Annotated in this window: 11 protein-coding genes; 9 read left to right on the forward strand and 2 right to left on the reverse strand. The window is 38.4% G+C overall.

What is annotated here, in order from left to right:
* Positions 1–110 precede the first annotated feature (110 nt).
* On the forward strand, positions 111–1,097 hold the full coding sequence (locus IPM47_20085; GenBank protein ID QQS29104.1) for an NAD-dependent epimerase/dehydratase family protein: 987 nt from the start codon (positions 111–113) through the stop codon (positions 1,095–1,097).
* A 49-nt stretch (positions 1,098–1,146) separates the two neighbouring features.
* On the opposite strand, the gene IPM47_20090 is transcribed toward IPM47_20085, so the two are convergent.
* On the reverse strand, positions 1,147–4,629 hold the full coding sequence (locus IPM47_20090; GenBank protein ID QQS29105.1) for a caspase family protein: 3,483 nt from the start codon (positions 4,627–4,629) through the stop codon (positions 1,147–1,149).
* A 348-nt stretch (positions 4,630–4,977) separates the two neighbouring features.
* Between IPM47_20090 and IPM47_20095 the strand changes: the two genes are divergently transcribed.
* The 3 genes from IPM47_20095 to IPM47_20105 all read left to right on the forward strand — a co-directional run bounded on the left by IPM47_20095 (position 4,978) and on the right by IPM47_20105 (position 8,318).
* Positions 4,978–6,189, forward strand: a complete 1,212-nt coding sequence (locus IPM47_20095) for an NAD(P)/FAD-dependent oxidoreductase (GenBank protein QQS29106.1) — start codon at positions 4,978–4,980, stop codon at positions 6,187–6,189.
* 150 nt (positions 6,190–6,339) lie between these two features.
* Positions 6,340–6,861, forward strand: coding sequence for a C40 family peptidase (locus tag IPM47_20100; protein QQS29107.1), 522 nt, complete (start codon positions 6,340–6,342; stop codon positions 6,859–6,861).
* Positions 6,862–6,962: 101 nt separating this feature from the next.
* A complete protein-coding gene (locus IPM47_20105) occupies positions 6,963–8,318 on the forward strand; it encodes a peptidoglycan DD-metalloendopeptidase family protein (protein ID QQS29108.1) in 1,356 nt (451 codons plus the stop codon).
* 631 nt (positions 8,319–8,949) lie between these two features.
* On the opposite strand, the gene IPM47_20110 is transcribed toward IPM47_20105, so the two are convergent.
* Positions 8,950–9,513 carry a DNA-3-methyladenine glycosylase I gene (locus IPM47_20110; GenBank protein QQS29109.1) on the reverse strand — a complete coding sequence of 188 codons (564 nt, stop codon included), beginning with the start codon at positions 9,511–9,513 and terminating at the stop codon, positions 8,950–8,952.
* A 523-nt stretch (positions 9,514–10,036) separates the two neighbouring features.
* Here IPM47_20110 and IPM47_20115 point away from each other — a divergent pair.
* From IPM47_20115 to IPM47_20135, 5 genes are all read left to right on the forward strand, one after another.
* A complete protein-coding gene (locus tag IPM47_20115) occupies positions 10,037–10,441 on the forward strand; it encodes a hypothetical protein (GenBank protein QQS29110.1) in 405 nt (134 codons plus the stop codon).
* Between the two features lie 85 nt (positions 10,442–10,526).
* Positions 10,527–13,769, forward strand: coding sequence for a PDZ domain-containing protein (locus tag IPM47_20120; GenBank protein ID QQS29111.1), 3,243 nt, complete (start codon positions 10,527–10,529; stop codon positions 13,767–13,769).
* 331 nt (positions 13,770–14,100) lie between these two features.
* Positions 14,101–14,493 (forward strand): DUF2177 family protein, encoded by a 393-nt coding sequence (locus IPM47_20125; protein ID QQS29112.1) that lies wholly within the window; start codon positions 14,101–14,103, stop codon positions 14,491–14,493.
* A gap of 324 nt (positions 14,494–14,817) precedes the next feature.
* A complete protein-coding gene (locus IPM47_20130) occupies positions 14,818–17,331 on the forward strand; it encodes an SLBB domain-containing protein (GenBank protein QQS29113.1) in 2,514 nt (837 codons plus the stop codon).
* A 148-nt stretch (positions 17,332–17,479) separates the two neighbouring features.
* Positions 17,480–18,916, forward strand: coding sequence for a thioredoxin family protein (locus tag IPM47_20135; protein QQS29114.1), 1,437 nt, complete (start codon positions 17,480–17,482; stop codon positions 18,914–18,916).
* Positions 18,917–19,074: the final 158 nt, after the last annotated feature.

Genomic DNA, 19,074 nt, shown 5'->3' on the forward strand with positions numbered 1-19,074 from the left:
AGACCGTTTTTGAAATATTCTGCTGACTTAATACACTAATTGTCCGTAGCCCTAAATCGGGTGAGGTTTATTTATATTGCTATTTTGCAATTACGGACAACCATTTTAACATGAAAAAAATATTGGTACTGGGTGGCACCTCTTTTGTCGGTCGTGTTTTAGTAGAAGAATTATTAAAAAAGAGGGACTATGAAGTTGTTCTTTTCAACAGAGGAAAAACCAATGCTAATCTGTTTCCAGGTCTCAGAAAAATTCAAGGCAACCGCGAATCGGACGATCTTCTCCAAACTTGTAATGAAAACTGGGATGCCGTCATTGATATATCGGGCTATTACCCGAATACTATAAAGGAATATGCTTCCAAGATACAAACCAGATGCAAGCGTTATATATTTGTTTCGACTGCTTCGGTTTACAACCTTGAAGCTTCTGAAAACAAATTAATAGAGGAAGATTTTGAGCTATTGACCTGTTCCCTGGAACAGCGTACAGATACTACAATGGCCACTTACGGACAGCGCAAAGTGGCCTGTGAAGAAGCGCTGTTGCAATGTGAAGGCTTGGATTCTATAATTTTAAGACCTTCGGTAATTTACGGACCTTTTGACCCATTCGATCGGCATTATTATTGGTTATATCGGGTAAAAAATTCAAAAAGTATTTTGTTTCCAGAAAGTGGTTACGAATCAAAAGACACCTTTACTTATGTTAAAGACCTCGCTAAAATCATTATCTCGGCTATAGACCTGCCTCAACACCGAAAAGTATATAATGTCAATACTCATCCTCTGACCAACCTGTTTGATTTAGTAAAAACGATGGCTTTGGCAGTCAAGACTCAGCCAGAGTTTTGTTTGGCCTCTACCGATTATTTAGACCATGAAAAAGTACAGGTTTGGACTGACCTTCCACTTTGGCTCAATGGTAGTTTTCTAATGATGGATAACAGCCGCCTGCTTGCCGATTTCCCACTAACTTTTACGCCTTTGATAGATACTTTTATCGAAAGTGCTGCTTACTATGAGCAGTTAAACTGGCCAATTCCTAAAACAGGGATTAGTTTGGATGACGAAAAAGAACTGATTGCAGGTCTTTAACAAAGACAATTGGAATTACTAAATAACCATACTGCAAAAATTCGGGGTGTTATCCCAACTCATCCAAAACCTTTGTGATAACCATTCTTCCGGCATCGGTCGTAAAATAACTGATATGGTCGCAAGGTGCAATGACTAATTTCGGAATTGGATTTCTGTTGGCTGAAACATTGGTCATACTACTTTTACTTGCTGCAATGTCGTTTTCCTCCCGAAATAAAAACTGCGTGAGTAATTGATAATGCGCTTTGTCAATTCCAAGGTTCGTCAGAATTTTTTTAACCTTGCCCTCTCCATCCGTTTGTGTTTTCAGCAGAATGGAAGTGTTTCCGGCAATAATAGTATATGGCACCCCGGGATCATTGCTGCCATCTAAAGATTGAATCAATTCAGAGCCCGGTTTCATATCATCTGTTACTTTATCTAACGAAGCAGCCTTTTTTGTACCCTCCATCAGGTAGTTTAAAGCTAAAAGTGGCCATCCGACTAAAGTGATTTTGCTCAAACCAATAGTAACTGCCCAGGCAGCCCAGTCTTTCATTTTTGGCCAGGGGCTTCCGTTGTTTGGAGTACCGAGCATCATCAGATGTTGTACCATGCCTGATGCCCCCTCTTTTTCTATCATCCACCTGCTGACCAACCCTCCCATGGAATGTGCCATGATATGGAGTGTTTTTTGATGCCCTTCGGCTAAACCTACATCCGTCAACCGTTTTTTGAAATCAAGTGCTGTTTGTCTGATTCCTGTGCTATAGCTGTCATAGTCGAAAGCAAGAACCAAATCATAATGTTGTTGTATGTTTAATAATAAGGGGTTTACCGGCTTTTTGCGTTCGGGTTGCAAAAAGGCCCTGGTTTCACCGGTAAACCCGTGAATAATGAGCAGAATACGCCCGGCTTGTTTTACTTTTTCCGCAACCGCAAGTTTGTTGTTTTCATATTCAAGTTTTCCATTTTCATCTACGCTTACCACTGCAAGATTGGGATATTCATATCCAAAGCCCAACTTTTGCCCGATAATTTTATGAAAAACTATTTTTGCCGTGTTAAACAAACCTCTAACAGCACGTTCAGTTTTGGAGGGGTCTTCTATTACAAGCCGTTCAATCGTAACAGTAGTATTACCATCGGAATCTTTTTCTACAAAACCAAGGGGATAGTAAAATTCACCGTCATTTGCAAATGGCAAGATAGTTTCTCCGTCTTCGAGCGAATGAGGAAGTGAAATTTTAATTGGATTGCTCTCTGTTACAATTTCGGGATTTTGCACGTTATTCAATTCCACAACATTCAAAACCGGAGCAGTGCCTCTGGTACTGATTAAAGGTAAAACTTCTGAAGTATCTGTATCTTCCAAAAAAATATCCGGAATAAGAGGGAGTGACTGACGATGTAAATCTCTGGTATTTTCTGGCTGTAAATGGGATGATATGGTTAAATTTGCATTAAGTCCATCCGGCATTGTAACCTTAATGCCGCTTTTTTCCAGTAAATCTCTTCCGTTTTCGTCAAATGATTTAATGGCATTGATGATTATGGTAAAGGTTTGCCAATCTTTAGCCGGTGTCTGTCTGTTACTTTTAACCAACGACCGCATATTTTGAGCATATTGCAGCCCTTTTAAATTATAAGTATCTGCATTAAAATCATCAGTGCTGACCAATAGTTTCAGAACAGATTTATCCTGACTAATTCCCAGGTTTTGAAGTTCAGCCGGAACCTGCGGTGTGATGGCTTGGTCTTCCAACGCTGCTATTCCTTTTTGTTGTGGGGCAATTTGCCTCTTTTGGAGCAGTTCATTTGTGCATGAAAAATCTGAGCCCAGATAATATAAAGAGGTAAAAAAGCTTTTATCGCTATTGTTATTGACCTTGATTTTAATTTCGGGTGAACTGAATTTTTGTTTTACTTTTTTCCCGTTACTATCCGTTATTTCCTCTTCATATTCGTAATAACGGATGTCTAAAATGCCGTTTTCTGCTGCAACCGTTTTAAAATCCGACCAATTTCCTGTTGTTCTGTCTCGTTCTGAAACAAAAATTTCCAACCCAACATCGCCTGCTTTAATATTGCTTGCTACATTTTGCAAACGGTTAATCTGCTCCCATTGTGCTATATGCTCTAATTGTCTGACCAAATCCATAGCTTCCCGCCATCCAAATCCCACCGTATGTTCTACAAGCGGGCGGTCATCTGTCGGACTACATATTTTATATTTACCCTGCCCATTGTGTAAATATGAGATAACCCGGTAATCGGGTTCCGAATTATTGGTTACTTCTTCAACATAAACTGAAGGTTTTGCACCGTGCCCTGAAGTATATAAAACAGCCCGAAGCAGAGAGATTGCCGAAAAAAGTCGAGGTATCGGGGTTTCGGGTTCAAAACGGACTTTGAGTTTAGGGCGGGGAATGTGTTTGGGCAGAGCTTTGTAGGAAACTGCCTGTAGTTGGGTTTGGTCTGCTATATTTAACACACTCCGGTTCAGGTCAAGTTGCTCCACAGTCGCTTCTGTAATTACATCCGGAAAGTCGGTATCCAGGTCGGTGTTTTGATTATACAGGGTAAAACTCGTAGGTTCAGACTCTGAAACAGTAATGCCGTTGATTTGACCGGCATCTAACTCCCAGACTCCGGTATTGGGATTTTTAGTTGCGATATAATAGTTCCGCTTTGCTGTATAACCACCTAAAAACAACATATTGCTTTGATTGGTATCAATAACAGCCTCTAATTGAGGAACCTGATCTTGTACGGTATTCAATACTTTGATGGAGGCAAGACGCATCAGGTCTTTGTAACTGATATTACCATTGTTATTTCTCAGGGCTTCTGTAAGGCTGTGGGTAAAAATACCCCGTTGACTGCCATTGACTTTGAGTTCTTTGGCTGTTTGACTATTTCTGCAGGCAGCAAGCAAAATATGTTTGCCCGATTTGAACTCAACCGGTTGTTGAAGTTCAAATGCCTGAGTCAGTTCGATGTCATCTTTAAACACATATTGTTCAAAACTTCGGATGCTATCTTGTTTTGCTGAGGTGAACCGGTTTTTGAAACTATGAATCAGCCTGGTACCGTCTCCCGAATTACAACAGTCCAGTATGATTGCAATGTGTGGATTGTTTTTGGAAATCTGCCGGATCAGCCATTTCAACTCCTTATCAGCAAGGGGATTGTTCATAGTCATTGCAGGAGTGATTGCATCAACAGGAACAAGCACCTCATTCATGCGGTCGGGAGTAACAGACCAAAAAGCAGGATCTGCCTGTTCCCGGGATCCATGACCTGCATAATGCAGAACAACTGTATCGTTTTCTTTGGCCTTTGATAAATGTTGAAGAAAAGCAGAAGTAATATTTTCTTTGGTAGCTTCGTGGTTTCTCAACGTAATCAGGTGTAATCTGTCAGTGGGAACTGCGGCACGAAGATAGTCCTCCATGTCAAAACTGTCGGCAACACAGCCGTTTAACCTCGCGTTTTGAGGATATAAATCTATCCCGATAAGTAAACCAAAGATGTTTGTTGCAGACATGGCTGTTCGATTTATGTGTGGGGTAAATTTACTAACTTAATTTTCAGATTGGCTATCTGCAAGTCCGGAATTTACTTTTTTTAGATTCAAACCTAAACATAAAATTTTGAAGGTCAGTTAAGTTGAAAAAAATATCATTCAAAGTCAATCAAGAACTGTATAACTTAAACATCCAAAATTCCTGCATTTCAGTTTGATTAGATAAAATTCTTTAACTTCCATTCAGAAGTTATCTTTTGACCGGTTGCACACAGTAACAAAAGTATCAATAACATGAAAAGATGAAAGAATTGTCATAACTTTGGCATCAGAACCATTTTCTTTTAAAACCAAATTTACAAAATTTTTATGGCTAACTTACATCATCAGATTGTAATTGTCGGAGGAGGCACTGCCGGCATCACAGTAGCAGCTCAATTATTAAGAAAAAACAAAAATCTGGACATTGCAATTGTCGAACCTTCTGAAAATCATTATTATCAGGCTGCATGGACGTTGGTTGGAGGAGGAACTTACGATATTAACGACACAGTACGTCCCGAAGCAGACTATATTCCCACAAAGGCAAGCTGGATTAAAGCAAGTGCCACTCAACTTCAACCAAACACAAATAGCGTTAGTTTGTCGAATGGTAATACTTTGAGTTATGATTATCTGGTTCTTTGCCCCGGCATTCAAATTGATTGGGATATCATAAAGGGATTGAAAGAGTCGTTAGGAACTCAGGGAGTATGCTCAAATTATGAATTCAGACTCGCTCCCTATACCTGGGAATGTATTAAAAATTTTAAAGGCGGAGTGATGTTGTTTACCAATCCCAATACTCCGATAAAATGTGGCGGTGCTCCACATAAAATCATGTATCTGGCAGCAGATTATTTACGAAAACACAATCTTTTAAATAAAAGTGAAGTGCGTTATACTTCGGCAGGAGGTGTCATTTTCGGCATCAAATCCTATGCAGAAACTTTGAATAAGGTGATAGCCCGTTATGGAATCAAAACAGATTTTCACTATAATCTCAAAGAAATCAGAGCAGAAAAACACGAAGCGGTGTATGATATTTTAAAAGACGGGCAGCCGGTTGGAGAGGAAACCATGCATTATGAGATGATACATATTACTCCACCCATGAGTGCGCCTGCATTTATCAAAGAAAGCCCACTTGCCAATGCGCCCGGTTGGATAGAGGTAGATAAACATAGCCTTCAAAGCACTAAGTTTTCCAACGTTTTTGGCATTGGAGATGCCACGAATACTCCTAATGCAAAAACAGGAGCTGCCGTTAGAAAACAAGCACCTGTATTGGTTCATAATTTGCTTAGCTTAATCAAAAATGGCAACATCGTTAACCCCATGTCTTACAATGGTTATTCGTCTTGTCCGATTGTTACGGGCTATGGTAAATTGGTGCTTGCCGAATTTGACTACGACAACCATCCTCAGCCTACTTTTGCCCCTTTTATTGATCAAACTAAAGAACAGTATGCGATGTGGCTAATGAAAAAATATGCCCTTCCATTTATGTACTGGAATTTGATGTTGAAAGGGATGGCTTAGGCTTAAACAGGTAGTGAAGATAACCATGATGGTTTGAGCCTCAGGCAATATGAATTAATCGAAGGCGTTAACTTATTGTCTTACATTGGTTGGATTTGCCAGTTATCGGCTAAATCAACCGTTTCAGATTGATTTTCAAATCACTGCCTCATGAAATTAGCTTCCAGAATTGGGTTAGTACTTGTTATTCAGGTTTTATTGTTTGGCAATTGTGCGATGCGTAATAGCAAGACTTTACCGGTCAACAAGGATTATTCAGAAACCGGATCTTCTCTGAAGATTGACAGTATTATAGTAACTGCCAAAAATTTAATGGGAACGCCTTATGCTGTTGCAGGCAAAACCCCGAAGGGTTTTGACTGTTCCGGTTTTACGGGGTATGTTTATAAAAAACACGGTATTATAATTCCCCAAAGTTCAAAAGAGCAAATCAAAGCCGGAAAACCGGTTGATAAATGCCAGGCTGCAAAAGGTGATATTATCGTATTTACCGGAACCGATATGACAAACCGTGTTCCCGGACATGTGGGCATTGTACTTGAAAACAAAGATTGTGTAATTTCATTTATTCATGCTTCATCATCTGCTAAATCAGGAGGTGTGAAAATCAGTTCTACACAAGAAGTAAACTACGAAAAAAGGTATTTGGCAGTCAGGCGGATCTTAGAATAATCAGCTATACAACCGATTAAGTGTTTTATTGATGGGGTAAATTTTAGAAAAAAGTCCTATTTTGCTGCCCGAAATCAGATAAATAAAATTAAGTCAAAGTTTTGAAGCAGTATTTAGCAATAGCGGGGCTTTTATTTGGCATGTTAGCAGGAACCTTATTATTCCAGTTTTTTACCCCAAATGATGTATTATCCGGTTCTGTTTCCGATACCTTTTTTAATGATGAAGATACCTTTCAGATAATAGAAGAAACAGAGCCTCTGCCTCCCACAGAATCTGAAACGGAAGATATATCCCTTATCAGATTAAACCCGGAAAAAGCTTTATTTAACTATCTCGGACTCCCTGAAAACGGGTTTAGTATTCATCAGGACATCATTAAAAGAAATGAGCGTTTGGGTGAAATATTAACCGGATGTAATGTGCCTTATCCCCTGATTGAAACCGCCATTTCCGGTTCAAAAAACACTTTCAATCATAAAAATATAAGGCCCGATCAAACATATTGGGTATTGTGCGATGAAGAACAAACCGCTAAATTCTGGATTTACGAAGAATCCGTGCACAAATATGTTGTGATTGATTTCAGGGGAATGCCTCATATTTACACTTGTCAAAAAGAAATAGAACGAAGCCTGAAAATTGCCTCAGGTGTAATTTATGGCTCATTACATGCCACTCTCAGCAACAACCAGCTTAACCCTTCTTTAGCAACTGAACTTGCAGATATTTTTGCTTATACGATTGACTTTTTCAAGCTGCAAAAAGGCGATAAGTTTAAGGCTATTTATGAAGAAATTTCTGTTGACGGACAACCTTTGGCAATCGGACAAATTAAAGCAGCTTATTTTGAACATCATAATGAGCCTTTCTACGCATTTGCTTATGAGCAAAAAGGTAACACTGAATATTTTAACGAAGAGGGCAATTCATTAAAAAAGGCTTTTCTGAAATCCCCTTTAAAGTTTACACGGATTTCATCCAAGTACAGTAAAAAAAGGCTTCATCCGGTTTTAAAATATCACAAACCCCATTTAGGTACTGATTATGCAGCCCCCAAAGGCACTCCAATTATGTCTGTTGGGGATGGTACTGTTACTGAAGCCAGTTTTACCCGTGGAAATGGGAAGTATGTAAAAATCAGGCATAACAATACTTACACGACCCAATATCTGCACATGTCAAAATTTGCAAAAGGAATTAAAAAAGGGGCGCGTGTAAGTCAAGGACAAGTGATAGGTTATGTTGGCAGTACCGGATTGGCTACAGGGCCGCATCTCTGTTACCGGTTTTGGAAAAACGGCAAACAAGTTGATCCTTACAAAGAAAAACTACCCCGCTCAGAGCCGGTATCAAAACAAAACCGGCAACCATTTATTATGTATGCCGATTCGGTCAGAATGGTATTGGATCAGTTGAAATATCAGGTGCAAACCGAAGATTTATTGCCCATGTAGGACAAATAATATCTGATTGGTTTTACTAAAGTATCATGCCTTACAACTTATTCCTAAAAACGAACAATGTTTTTACCGGATCACCCAAAAACTTTGGTGAAAGCGCTTTCGTTTAGTTCCGGTAGCTTTCTTTAGAATCCGGTTGAAAGAGTATTTTGGGTAGGGTGAAAACAAAACAAAGGGGAGTTGACAAAAAGGTCGGGGTACAGTTAGGATCGTACTTTAATAAGGCTGAAATCTATATGCCTAAAAAAAAGAAAAATTTTTTATCCATTAAAGTCCGTTTTTACCGGAGAAAAAAGTCAAACAAAAACAAAAATGAAATAAGAAACGAACCATTTCTTGTTTCTTTTTCTTATAAAAAGTCAATTTTACTCCCAAATATTAACATTTTATAGAGGCAAATTGTAGTTTTAGTCCTTTCAATTATAATTTTAGCCCTTTCAATTGTAATTTTCTTCCTTTAAATTGACATTTTGCACTTTAAAATTTTAAATTTTTAAATTTTTGAAACCAGAATTGATTCAAAACCAACTTCAATTTTCAATAAAATGTCAATTTTATTTGTAGATGAAACAAGATTTAAACCAAAATTCAAGATCTAAATTAATAAAAACAGAGCATCTGTTAATTAACCAAATGAATTGTAACGGAAACAGTCGGTAGTATGGTCGTTTACCATTCCTGCAGCCTGCATGAAAGCATAACAAATAGTGCTTCCTACAAATTTGAACCCGCGTTTGTTTAAATCTTTACTCATAGCATCAGACTCAATGGTTTTTGCCGGGATTTCGCGGTGATGTTTCCATTGGTTGACCAAAGTTTTGTGGTTGGTAAACTGCCAGATATAACGGTCAAAACTACCTTCCTCTTTTTGAATTTTCAGAAAAAGTTGGGCGTTGGCAATCGTCGCTCTGATTTTCAATTTATTACGAATAATGCCGGCATCATTCAGCAAATCAGCAACTTTTTCTTCATCATATTGTGAGATGACTTCTGCTTCAAAATTATTGAAGGCCGCTCTGAAGTTTTCCCTTTTTTTTAAAATGGTGTTCCAGCTTAATCCTGCCTGAAAAGCATCTAAGACCAAAAACTCAAACAATTTTCGGTCGTCGTGCACCGGAACACCCCATTCTGTATCGTGGTAATTTATTTCTAAAGGCTCGGTGGGTTTTACCCAGGCACATCTTATCATATTTTGAAGTTTTGCAGAATATTAACTTTTAAATAGGTCAGGTAGTAAAGGTAGAGGTTTTATTGCGATTGGAAATACGGATAACTGCAAAATTATTCGGTCGAAATGTTATCAGTCAGACACAAGTTCCCCACAATATTATCCGGTTACTTATATCCCGTTTCATCTTTGTCTATTCTTTATTGTATCTTTGCATCTTTATTGAGTTTCAATTTTTCTTTAAGAAATTTAAGGATGTCTTTTACTCAAAGTTGCTATACTATCCATGTAGCCAAATTAAATATTTCGGATTTTGAAGAGAAATATTCTCTGTTGGTTGTTCCTTTTGAATGTGACAAAAAAAAGAAATGTTGCAAGAAATACAAGAAACACAAACGTTGCAAAGACTGCCCCAAAAAATCTAAACACTGACCTGAAGTTCAATTAATGGGGTTGATTCTTTGAAAGAGTAATGCCTTATTTCCACAAAAATTAATTCACTTTTGCCATAAGCAATTTTTCACTTTCATAATTCTGTCCGGTCATGACAAAATACAGCTTGTTTACAATGTGCCTATTGACGATAATTGTTGGTATTTCTGCCTGCAAAGAAGATTCCAAACCAGATATTGAAGGGTTGTATGTTGGCGAAACGCACTTAAATTTAATTTGGGCAGATCCGGTAGATGGATATGGAAATTCTGATACGACATATTCCGAAACCATTGAAGTGAAGTATATAGGTGAAGATAGCATTATGATTGGCACAAATCGCTTTTTATACAATGATATACAACAGTATTTTAACAACACAGGTACACAATATTCTTATTTTGCCCATATTAAAGCCGACGTTGACAGTCTTTTGATACAAACTTATGATTATGATGGCATAAGTCCACAGGAATTTACACAAACCGATAAAGAGTTTAACGGTAAAAAACAATAGTTAAGGGCTATTTGCTCTTCTGTCCTTAGTCCTTTTTGCTATCTTTGCGCTTCTTTCTTTTTACCCCACAAAAATTGTAGCGCAAATGAACTCCCCAATGCAAGGATATTACAGATTTCCCTCTGTTTATCAGGACCATCTGGTTTTTGTTTCAGAAGATGATCTATGGTTAACCTCGATTAAAGGCGGAGCCGCTCACCGGCTTACTGCAAATTTAGGAATAATCTCTCAACCCTGTTTTTCACCGGACGGTCAATATATTGCATTTGTTGGCTCTGACGAAGGTCCGCAGGAAATATATGTAATGCCTTCTACCGGAGGTACCGCCAAAAGATTAACTTTTTTGGGGAGCGGCATCATTATGGCAGGTTGGAACCAAGATAAAATAGTATTTGCAACCAATTACGGTCAACCACACGGTCATGCACCTGCTTTATATGAAGTAGATATCCATGGAAATCTTCCGGTAAGACTGAATAAGTACGGTCCTGCCCGGAGCATTAGTTTTAACCATACAGGAGGGGTTGTTTTGGGGCGACATACCCGCGACTCTTCCTATTGGAAACGTTACAGGGGCGGAACAGCAGGAGTTTTATGGATTGATAAAGATGGTAAAGGTGAATTTACCAAACTTCAACCCGTAACTGCCAATTACAATTGCCCGATGTTTATCAATGATAGGGTCTATTTTATCGCTGACAATAGTGGCGTAGGAAATATCTGTTCTTGTAAGCCTGATGGTTCCGATTTTGTTCAACATACTCAACATAAAGGATTTTATGCAAGAAACGCACAAACAGACGGCAACCATATAGTTTACCATGCCGGAGGAGATATCTATCTTTTTTCACTCAGTACAAATTCTGCAAAAAAACTATCTATTAATTATCTTTCTCCTCGCGTACAACGCAACCGGAAGTTTGCCAATGCTGCCCAATTTGCCGATAATTATGCACTAAATCCGGCAGGCAGCCACCTTTGTATCAATACAAGAGGAAAAATATTTGCTTTTGGTAATTGGGAAGGGTCCGTTTCCCAGTTTGGTGACAGAAGTGGAATGACACGTTATAAACACAGCCAATGGCTGTCAGATGGTAAACGAATTGTTGCTGCTACCGACCAAAGCGGACAATATCGTCTCTGTGTATTTTCTGTAGAAACTAACGAACAGACCAAACACTTTGAGCATCTCGACATTGGCATCCCTTATTCCATTAAAGTTTCTTGCTGTAAAGATGAAGCCGTTATTACCAATCACCGTCAGGAACTCATTTGGGTAAATCTGGAAACCGGCGACCACATCATTATAGACCGCGCAGAAACCGGAACTCCTTTTGGGCTTCCATTCAGTTGGTCGCCCGATGGCAATTGGATTGCATACGCTTTTCCAATTAACCATCAAACTACAGCCATCAAACTCTTTAGTTTCGAAACCGGGCAATCCCATCAAGTTACCCGACCGGTTTTGTACGATTTTGAGCCCGTTTTTCACCCAAGCGGTAAATATCTGCTGTTTCTTTCAGCCAGAATTTTTAACCCTGTTTATGATAATCTGCATTTCGATTTAAATTTTCCTAAAGGTATTCTTCCCTATTTGATTACCCTTCGCAAAGATGTTCCTTCTCCGTTTGTGCCGGTTCCGAAAAGCGTTGACGAAGACGAAGAAGCCCATATACACCATCACCACACTGACCTTGAACAAACAGAAAAAACTGAAAAGCCAAAAGAAAAAAAACCGGAGAAAATCATCATAGACCTTGAAGGAATAGAAGACCGTATTGTTGCTGTTCCAATTGCAGAGGGCAATTATGTGCAGATGGATGTTTGTAAAAACAAAATTTTTTATACTTCCTATCAGGTTGAAGGTGCACGTTATGCAGAACCGACTGCAAAAGCTAAATTAATGTCCTATAACATTGATAAACTGGAAGAAACTGTTTTTGCTGCCGGCATAAACTCTTTTACACTTTCATCCGACGGAAAAGCCTTAGCTTATTGGTCAAACAACCAATTGAGAGTGGTTAGTACCGATATTGAAACCTGTACTTCAAAAGACAGCGATGGATTTACCCGAAAAAGTGGTTGGGTAGATTTTTCGCGAATTAAATTGTCAATTGAGCCGGGTGCAGAATGGAAACAAATGTTCGCTGAAGCATGGCGACTGCAAAAAGAGTTTTTCTGGTCGCCGGAAATGAGCAATATTCAATGGCAGAAAGTGTTCGACCTGTATGCCCCATTAGTAGATCGGACAAACACACGAAGCGAAATTTCTGACCTTATTTGGGAAATTCACGGTGAACTTGGAACCTCTCATGCCTATGAAGTAGGGGGAGATTACAGACCTCACCCTCCTTATTATGTCGGGTTTTTAGGTGCTGATTTAAGCTATGACCATAGACACCAAGCCTATCGTTTTGAGCGGATTTTAAGCGCTGATACCTGGCATCTGCATAGCCCTCCACCACTCAAACGCCCGGGTGTCAATATTTCTGAAGGGATGTTATTGCTCGCAATTAATGGGCAACAATTGAGCGAAAACGACCCTCCACAAAAACTTTTGGTAAACTATATAGCAAGTGAAGTGCAGCTTACAGTTTCAAACCATGATGGCAGCAATCGAAGAAATGTTAATGTTAAAACCATCGGCAATGAAGCCATGCTTCGCTATCGCGAATGGGTTGAAAACAACCGGAAATATGTTCACGAAGCAACCGGAGGCAAAGTTGGTTATGTACATATACCTGATATGGGACCTAATGGTTATGGTGAATTTCACCGTTATTATTTGTCCGAATACGATCGGGGTGGGTTAATTGTTGATGTCAGATTTAACGGAGGAGGGCATGTTTCTCAATTAATACTCGAAAAACTTTCCAGAAAACGCCTTGGTTTTGACCTGACCCGTTGGGTAGGACATGAACCTTATCCTTCTGCATCTCCGGCCGGCCCAATTGTTGCCATTACCAACGAACAAGCCGGGTCAGATGGGGATATCTTCAGCCATTCTTTTAAAATGCTTCAACTTGGCAAACTTATCGGAATGAGAACATGGGGAGGAGTTATTGGAATCTGGCCTCGAAACGGATTGGTGGATGGCTCCTATACTACTCAACCTGAGTTTTCTTTCTGGTTCAAAGATGTGGGTTGGAAAGTCGAAAACTATGGAGCAGAACCTGATATTGAAATAGACATTGCCCCCCAAGATTATGCGCAAGGTATTGACCCACAATTGGACAGGGCAATTGCAGAAATTATACAAGAGCTTAAAACAAATCCCCCTCTGCAACCCGATTTCAGCAATAAACCTGATTTGAGTTTGCCTTGGTAAATCTTTGTTGTTAGTCGCTTAGTGTTAAGTGTTTGTTAGAAAAAAATTAATGCTCTGTCCTAAACCGGCAGAGCATTTTTTATTATATTATCCTCAAATAATCATTTTCAATGTTCTTTAAACCAAAGACAAGATTGGTTAGCTTGAAGTAATCCTTATGGCAGAAATTACTGATAACAAGGTTATTTCGCCCTCTACTTTAACATAAAAGTTGAAAAAGGAACAATTTTTCAGAGTCTTTTATTAGTTTTTAATAAATTTTGGCGGGTAAATGAAAAAATACTCTTAAATTCCCCGCAAGTTTTGAATACTAACCTCTAAATCAACATTTATGAACACAAAATTTCTTTTGGCAGTTGTATCAGTTTTGGTTTTCGTATTTATTGTAGATTCCGTATTCTACGGGTTTTTAATGAAAGACTTCTTCGCAAACGTACCGTGTCAGAATCCTGAGCCCGACATGATTTATTTAATTATCGGGCTTATAATTTACTCATTTGCGTTCACTTACCTTTTTTCAAAATCTGGTTTTGGTGGAAGCAAGATAGAAAGCGGTGCTATGTTTGGCGCAGTAGTTGGTTTAATGTCAGGTATTGGGTTAAATTTAATTTGGTTAGCTACAACCGAAGGATTTACCATCACTATGGCCCTTGTTGACGGAGTTTACAGGGTGGTAGTTTTAGCTGCTGCCGGAATAGTTGCATCTTATGTGCTTAACCGTTAAGACGTATTAAGAACATAGTATTAAATTGATGCGATAATAAAAGCCGCTATCTTTATTTGATAGCGGCTTTTAATGTTTAAATATTTGGAGACTAATTTTACTGCATAAATGATTTTCTTGTCTCTGACAAAGATGCTTGTCTCTTTAGTTTAAAATAAAAAAGCTCATTACAGGACAAAATGTTTATCTATCTTTGGGAGCATTTTCTTTAAATACCCTTTACTTCCAAATAATCATATTGTTTGTTTAATGCAACGTTACTCCAAACTTAATGCTCTGAAGGTACAGCAACTGCATATAGGGTTATCTTTCAACTTAGTATTCATGAAATACCTGATATATTGTTTTATCATTTTTCAGATATTACAAATTACACAACCCGTCCAAGCTCAAGTTCGCACGTTAAACATATATGATAAAAACAGAAACAAACCCGACTCCTATTATAACAGATATGATTTAGACCGATTCATTCAACAGCAAGATGAAGAAATGCGCAATCGTGCAAATGCAGAGGATACATCTCTGATTAACCGCATCATGGTGACACCTGAAGAACTGCGCAAACTTGGTATTCCGGAAGAAACCATTGAAGAGTTAATGGAATTGACCCTGGCACAGGATACTTTGAAAATGATTAAAGACGAGGTCAAACGAAGTGAATTCGAAAAACTAAACAAAAACAAAAAAGACAGTATCAGTATTGAAGATGTAATCAAACTGATAGAAATGCAAAAGCGTACACTCATTGAAAAAGCACTTGAACTTCCGGAACCCCTTGTTTTTGGTCAGGAATTTTTCAGACGAAACTTGCTCGATGTTGTTTTTTACAATGAGCTGAACGAGCGCCCCCCCGATCATTACCCGTTAGGAATTGGAGATGAAATAACCATTTCTATGTGGGGAAGCATAGACTACAACAGCAAATTTATCATTGACAGTTTAGGAAATATCAATCCGCCTTTGGTGGGCCGAGTTTATCTCAAAGGCTCGACCCTTTCTAATGCAAAAGAGATAATAAAAAACAAGTTTGCCAAAACGTATGAATTTGATCCCTCAAAAATTGAAGTAAGCATCACATTCATGCAAAAAATCAGTGTCAATTTTGTTGGAGAGCTCCTTCATCCCGGAACCTATCGCTTTCCTTCCAATACTTCTGTGTTTAACGCCTTAGTTGCAATAAACGGGCCTAATCAAATAGGATCACTTAGAGAGATATTTATCAGGCGCAATGGCCAAACAGTTAAAAAACTTGACATCTACGAATATCTCACAAACCCCGACAGCCGTCAGGATTACTTTCTTCAAAACAACGATTATATCGTAGTGCCACCTATGGGAGCAGTTGTCAATGTTTCAGGGCAAGTCAGACGGCCCTATAATTACGAACTTTCACCCGGAGAAGGTCTTCAGAAAGTAATTAGTTATGCCGGTGGATTAAATGCCGATGCTTACACTAAAAATGTCAATATCAAACGTTATCAGGGAAATAAAGAAGTGCTGATTGACTTAGACCTTGACAGCCTGAAATTAAATAATACAGATTTCCCTCTGATAAATGGAGATAGTATTTTTGTGTACAGACTGCCTCGCGGATTACGCAATTATGTTGAGGTGGTTGGCGCAGTTAAAGTTCCCGGTAAATACGAAGTAATTCCAGGGAACAAAATATCCGATATATTGCTGAAAACAGAAGGTGTATTAGACGAAGCCGATTTAAGCAGGGCCTATGTCATCCGCCTAAAGGAAGACCAATCCAAGTTAATCCTGCCTTTTAAACTCGGCGAAGTTTTAGATGACCCCAAATCTCCTGAAAATTTCACCCTTCAAGACCTTGATACCATACAAGTCGTCTCTCGTAAAGCTTTCAGGCAGGATTTTTCGGTAAAAATATTTGGAGCAGTCAGGCAGGAAGGTGAATACGAATATGCAGAAGGGCTTACATTAAAAGACCTGCTTTATCTGGCGGGCGGGATGCGGGCTGAAGCCTCAACCGACCGCATAGAAGTTTCCCGGCTCATTTCTTATACTGACAGAGATACCAAACAATCGGCCAAAGACCGGATTGTAGTAAAAAGAATAAAAGTGAACCCCGATTTGACGATTGATACGGTTGCAGCTTCTTATCCTCTGCGGCCGTATGACCATGTATTTGTCCGCTTATCTCCCGATTTTGAGCCTCCTCAGATTATTAAAATTTATGGAGAAATAACTTACCCCGGTGAATATAGTTTGATGAGCAAAGAAGAGCGTTTGACCAGTATCATCGAAAGAAGCGGCGGTATCACCCCTTATGCTTTTAGCGAAGGGGCTAAATTGTTCCGGCTTCAGGATAGTATTGGTTATGTACTGCTTGATATAAACAAAGCCATTGCCAAGCCCAATAAGTCAAAATTCAACTATATCCTTGCAGATGGCGATTCTATCTTTGTCCCTCAGATAAAAAACATTGTTTCTCTTCAGGGTGCAATCAGCCATTTTGATGTTGACAGTGTTGTACTCAAAATCAGCGCACCTTTTGAGGGGAAAAAGAAACGGGCTAAGTACTACATTAATAATTATGGTGGCGGCTTTGGAAGAGATGCCAAAAAGTCAAGAACCTATGTCCAACAACCTAATGGCAGAATTGACAAAGCCCGATCTTTCTTAGGAATTAAAAGATACCCAAGAGTGGAAAACGGAGCAACCTTGTTTGTAGATATAACCGACCGAAAACGTTTTGAAGCAGAACGAAAAGAACGCCGCAAAAACCGGAATTGGAACGATGCCTTTGATAGTCTGAGTTCTAAGATTGCTACAATTCTCACAGTATTGGTCTTGGTTAGACAAGCTCTTTAACCCATTTTTGGGAGTTGCTTTTTTAAGCAGAAGCAAGATCCGCGAGTTGTTAAAATATTTATCCTTAGTTGCTAATTCCATCTTTAGCACGGTTTTTGATATTTTCCAAAACACAAACCTGCTTCACTTAAAATAATAGATGGTTTATATGCTGCGCTCCATACAATTCTGTGCTTTTATACTCCTTTTGTTTTTAATATCTCAGCATATCCTACAGTCACAAACTGTAGGCATTAAATTTTTTGTTGGTTCATGGGCTGAAGTTTTGGAAAAAGCAAAAGAAGAGCGAAAATATATTTTTATTGAGCTTTACGGCAAACATTGTCTTTATTGCACACACATGGATACGGCTGTTTTTACCAGTCCTCATGTTTTTCCACTTTACAACCAACGTTTTGTTAGTTTTAAAATCAACTACTCGGAAGGTGACTTTAATTATTACGATATGGCGCAATCTTATAGTGTGGATTTAACAGATAGGTATCTGCCTATATTGCTATATTTTGATTCTGAAGGAAATGTATTGAGAAAAGAAACCGGAGGAAAAACAACCGCTGAAATGAAAGCCATAGCAGATGAAGTTTTAGCTCGTCCCAAGGGTAAAGGAATTATTGCTAAGCCAATAGAATCAAAAGAAGAAGAACAATTGATTTATACAGAACCTAATATAAAAAAAACAACACCTGCCATTCCGGAAAAATCAAATACATCTGAAAAAAAGGAGGGGGTCTATACCCCACATTTTGGAAAAGAAAAGGCAGAAACGCCGGTTCAAATAGAAAAACCAAAAAATCAACCTAAATCATCGCCACAAATAAACACAAATACAGAACTCCGTCAAAGTTCAAGTTATACCTCTCCCCCATCACAACAGCTCAAGTCAGATAATGACCGGTTGAATGAACTAAGTGTTTATTTCAATAAAGACACTACAATGGTGCCTGAAAAGGTCAGAGAATATGCCTATTTGCTTTTAAAGTTACACCAACCCTATAATCAGGTTGTGAACTATTATTTAAATTTAGAAAGCAAGAACTTAAGTAAACAGGTCAACCTTGATTTTATCTATGACTTCACACTAAATCTTGAAAACAAAGCGATTGATTACTTTGTCAGTAATATTCATTATTATAAAAGGATGAAAGGAGGACAAAAGGTCAACGAAAAAACTCAAAATGCCATTGAATATACAGTTTTGAATGCAATCAAGAGCAAAGACCTTTACTTATTCAGTAAAGCCGAAGAAACTATCTATAAAACATATCTCCCAGAAAAGGAAGAATTTCTTTTCGAAATGAGAAGTTTGTTTTACCAAGGCATTGAAGATTGGGATACCTATTCAAAGATTGTGGTTCAATACCTGGACAAATTCTCAGTATCCGACCCAAAACTATTAAATGAAATTGCAGTTAAATTTCTTCGCAACATTAATGACAAAAAAATGCTTTACAAGGCATTGGAATGGATCGAACTGTCTATCAAAATTGACCATGAATATTACAATCATTTCACTTGTTCACAATTACTTTACCGCTTAGCCATATTGATAAAGCTATTCTGGCAGCTCAAAATGCAATTTATTTAAACAAGTTGAGAATGGACGGCACAGACCCTAAACCTTGCGAGTTGTTTCTCGAAAGATTGTATAGGTTGCGTTGATTATACAAAAAAACAGTAAATAAAAATGCCCCATCAAAAGAACAAATAATCTATTGATGGGGCTTTATGCAATAAATGCCATAG

The sequence above is a fragment of the Sphingobacteriales bacterium genome (assembly GCA_016700115.1).
Classification (GTDB): Bacteria; Bacteroidota; Bacteroidia; order Chitinophagales; family UBA2359; genus UBA2359.